Genomic DNA, 4,112 nt, shown 5'->3' with positions numbered 1-4,112 from the left:
GAAAAGGTGATGAATGTCATCCAAGACTACTAAACAACGATACTTTTGCAAATATTTGATTAGGGGTAAAGGTTTTTGTGTGTTTTGGAGTGAGTTTTGTTGTTGAGACTGGGAGAAAAATTGAAGTAAGTCAGCTTGAAATTCTGCAAAAGTGGGGGATGTTTCGAGACTGCGCCAAATTACATAGTCAAAATTATCTTTTATTTGGTGAACGAGTTTTACTGCTAATGTGGTTTTGCCGATACCAATGATACCTGTGAGTGCGATGAGGCGACAATGTTGTTGTAAAATCCAGGTGGTTAGGGTTTCGAGTTCGATGGTGCGGTTGTAGAAGTCGCCTAACTCTGGCATTTCATCTAAATCTTGATGTGGCGTTGCAGGTTGTCTGCTGTGAGATGTTTTTTGGTTAGGTTGGTGTGAGTTTGGTGTATCTGGGGGGTGTCTTGTATCTCCACAAATGTTGAAACTACTAATTGCTACAACTTCTTGTGCAAAGTTTGAATTATTGAAGCTTTGCCACCTCTCCATTGCGGAGCGAAAATTTGATTTAGTAACCTTTTCCCCTAACTCTTCTGAAATTATCTGCCATAATTCTGCACTAGCTTTTCTCACATTACTTTCAGAGCAATCAAATTGTTTGGCAATATCTTTGTAAGTCTCTCGTTGTAGAGTTACTTTAAGAACTGCTTGTTGTATGTCACTTAGAGGTTTGCCTGTTTTCTCAGAAACTATTTGGTTGGCTATTTTTAAAGCTTCTTTCAAGTTCATAGGACAAGGGGAAGTATGTTTTTTGTATTATCGCTTGCGTTGGGTAACAATCTAGTACATTTTTAACATTTTTCTACAAAAGTAGATAAATTTGAGTCAGAAAAAGAGTAACAAATTTGAACATTTTTGGACTAGGCAAAGTATTGACTTATGAGTAATCATGGAAAAAACGTCCAACATAAATCTAGAATAAGGTAATGTTAACAACTCATTTTATTCATTTCGCGATCGAGCCAGTCACAACTACAATAGCATTAATAGCTGTTGGAAAAGCCCTGGGAGTATGTGGCGCTGGAGTAGGTGGAGCAACAGTGGGAAATGCTCTAAGTCAAAAAGCTAATGGCAAGAAAAAAGTCAACTGGCTTAAAGCAGCTTCTGACGGTACAAAATCTGCTGTAAGCACTATGTCACTTGTTGCCCGATTAGATGATGTTATTTCACCTACAGACAACAAGCCTAGAAACTGATTGAAAGCCATTTCTAATGAAGTCTACTGTTATTTGTATTAGTAGACTTCTTACCTTTAGTTTTTTACTCCTTTAACTACCTGAACTATGAGACTTCCCAAAAATGCGCTTCCTTTTATTGTATTTATCTTTATAATCTTTATTATTTGCTTGATTATTGCTTTCTTAGGAGGACTAGGCTAGATTGTAGGTTGGGTTAAGCGACAGCGCAACCCAACAAATACCCATACTATATCTCGATCAAGTACGCTTATTGCACTTAATCTGTGCATCCGTACCATAATCTGTGTGAGCACCTCAACCCTACCTACATGAGCGATCGCTCTTCTACAAGAAAGAGACCAATTGCACTTAATCCGTACATCCGTACCATAATCTGTGTGAGCACCTCAACCCTACCTACATGAGCGATCGCTCTTCTACAAGAAAGAGACCAATTGCACTTAATCCGTGCATCCGTACCATAATCTGTGTGAGCACCTCAACCCTACCTACATGAGCGATCGCTCTTCTACAAGAAAGAGACCAATTGCACTTAATCCGTACATCCGTGCCATAATCTGTGTGAGCACCTCCACCCTACCTACATGAGCAGCGATCGCTCTTCTACAAGAAAGATGCCAATTGCACTTAATCTGTGCATCCGTGCCATAATCTGTGTGAGCACCTCAACCCTACCTACATGAGTAGCGATCGCTCTGCTACAAGAAAGAGACCAATTGCACTTAATCTGTGCATCCGTGCCATAATCTGTGTGAGCAGCTCCTCCCTACCTACATGAGCGATCGCTCTTCTACAAGAAAGATGCCAATTGCACTTAATCCGTACATCCGTGCCATAATCTGTGTGAGCGCCTCCACCCTACCTACATGAGCGATCGCTCTGCTACAAGAAAGAGACCAATTGCACTTAATCTGTGCATCCGTGCCATAATCTGTGTGAGCAGCTCCTCCCTACCTACATGAGCGATCGCTCTGCTACAAGAAAGAGACCAATTGCACTTAATCTGTGCATCCGTGCCATAATCTGTGTGAGCAGCTCCTCCCTACCTACATGAGCGATCGCTCTTCTACAAGAAAGATGCCAATTGCACTTAATCCGTACATCCGTGCCATAATCTGTGTGATTACCTCAACCCAACTTATATGAGCGATCGCTCTTCTACAAGAAAGATGCCAATTGCACTTAATCCGTACATCCGTGCCATAATCTGTGTGAGCGCCTCCACCCTACCTACATGAGCGATCGCTCCTCCACAAGAAAAAAGTTATCTATTATACCATTTTTTAACTAAGTGTTTGTAGTGCCGAACTATCTATAATATCAGTATCAACCGTAGCTAATGTTAACCCATAGTAAATAGCTGTAGCAACAATAAATCTATCTGCGGGATCTTTATGAGGTAGTACAACCTGACGACTTAAAATGGCAATAGCATGATTCATTTGAGCTTCACGAGTTTTTATAGTCTGTAAAGCTAAGTTAACCCATGTTACAGGATCGGGTTGCACAGATATCCGCCCTTTTTCTGCAAGAACCAGTGCTTCCCAAACACTAATTGGACTCAACCAAAGTTCATTATTAGGATCGGCGATCGCTCTCTGAAGTTGGAGTGATAAACGTGTATCCTCCAGTAAAAGCCAAATCCAAACATGGGTATCAAGTAGAATTTTCATTGCAATTTCATTCCAACACTTTCCAAGGTTCGTCAACAGGAGCGACTATATCCCCTAATATTTCACCAGTTCCTTTCATTACGCCACAGGGAGAGCGTTTAGTTTCAGTGGTAGCAGGATAAATGATCGCTAATGGTTTTCCTTGATGGATGATAGTTAGTGGAGTTTTTGTGCGTTCGACTTCTATAAATAGAGTTTGTAAACTTTCGGGTAATTCATCGGTAGTAATTTTTGCCATTTTCAAGTAATTTCTCCTATAGCTTTCTAGTTAAAATTTTACCACATCTTTTCACCTCTCAAGCTGCTAAACTGCATCATATTGAAGTCGTTGAGTAAGTTTTTTATCTGAAGTGTAACTATTGCAATTTCAGAATCACGTTTATATTACATTACCAGTTTAACTTAACTTCGGTAGTAATTTTTGCCATTTTCAAGTAATTTCTCCTATAGCTTTCTGGTGAAAATTTTACCTAATAATTAATAATTAATCATTATTAATTAAATAATTCAGCTTACTCTGCCTCCCCTTGGCTGCGCCGCGAGCTGTCGCTCTACAAGGGGAAAATAAAGAAATAATATTTCCTTATGTTCAATTCCGTAACGCTTTTAACCAGAGGTATAGCAATGAGCGCTGGTATATTTACAAATTGCAGGAGGGGCCAAATAGCTAAAAGTCTTATATTATCAGCAATTCATTCCCCCAGATGAGCTGTTGCCAGATGAGCTGTTGCCTGCGCACAGCGCTATAATTATCCATTATCCATTATCAATTATCAATTAATGAACACATCTCTTCACCTCTCAAGCTGCTAAACTGCATTATACCAACTTGATAAATGTTTGTTACAAATGGTAGGGACGTTGCATGCAACGTCCGTACAAAAGAAGGAAGAGGGAAGAAGGAAGAAGGGGTAAACATTGAAAAAAAGGGAAAAAAAATAGAGATAACTATCTCCAATGAACTGGAGCAGCTATTTTAAAGCATATCCGATCAATATCTACCTTTTTGTAGCATTCTTTTTTCACGCTTGGTATTATAGCAATATACTCATCTAAGTCAGAGGAGCGTTGACTTTGACATCCTCCCCGGCTGTTAGGCACGGGGATTCCTACCGAGCCGTAACTCCTCGGCGGGTTGACGTCTCACAGGCTGCTGCACCCACCCCTCTTGCTCCCCTCCCGGGAGGGGATGGGGGTGGGT

At 40.4% G+C, this 4,112-nt stretch carries 4 protein-coding genes; 1 reads left to right on the top strand and 3 read right to left on the bottom strand.

The window, feature by feature from the left end; all coding sequences use genetic code 11:
- A partial coding sequence (locus F6K54_RS41495; protein WP_293090329.1) for an NB-ARC domain-containing protein occupies positions 1 to 768 on the bottom strand: 768 nt, incomplete at its 3' end.
- 197 nt (positions 769 to 965) lie between these two features.
- Here F6K54_RS41495 and F6K54_RS41490 point away from each other — a divergent pair.
- Positions 966 to 1,235 carry a hypothetical protein gene (locus tag F6K54_RS41490; RefSeq protein WP_293090328.1) on the top strand — a complete coding sequence of 90 codons (270 nt, stop codon included), beginning with the start codon at positions 966 to 968 and terminating at the stop codon, positions 1,233 to 1,235.
- Positions 1,236 to 2,521: 1,286 nt separating this feature from the next.
- Here the strand turns inward: F6K54_RS41490 and F6K54_RS41485 are convergent.
- Both F6K54_RS41485 and F6K54_RS41480 read right to left on the bottom strand, forming a co-directional pair.
- Positions 2,522 to 2,911, bottom strand: a complete 390-nt coding sequence (locus F6K54_RS41485) for a type II toxin-antitoxin system VapC family toxin (RefSeq protein ID WP_293090327.1) — start codon at positions 2,909 to 2,911, stop codon at positions 2,522 to 2,524.
- A gap of 7 nt (positions 2,912 to 2,918) precedes the next feature.
- On the bottom strand, positions 2,919 to 3,149 hold the full coding sequence (locus F6K54_RS41480; protein ID WP_293090326.1) for a type II toxin-antitoxin system Phd/YefM family antitoxin: 231 nt from the start codon (positions 3,147 to 3,149) through the stop codon (positions 2,919 to 2,921).
- Positions 3,150 to 4,112 lie beyond the last annotated feature (963 nt).

This window comes from Okeania sp. SIO3B5 (assembly GCF_010692555.1).
GTDB lineage: Bacteria > Cyanobacteriota > Cyanobacteriia > Cyanobacteriales > Microcoleaceae > Okeania.
Note: the sequence above shows the minus strand (reverse complement) of the source record. Positions and strands in the feature narration are given on the sequence as shown.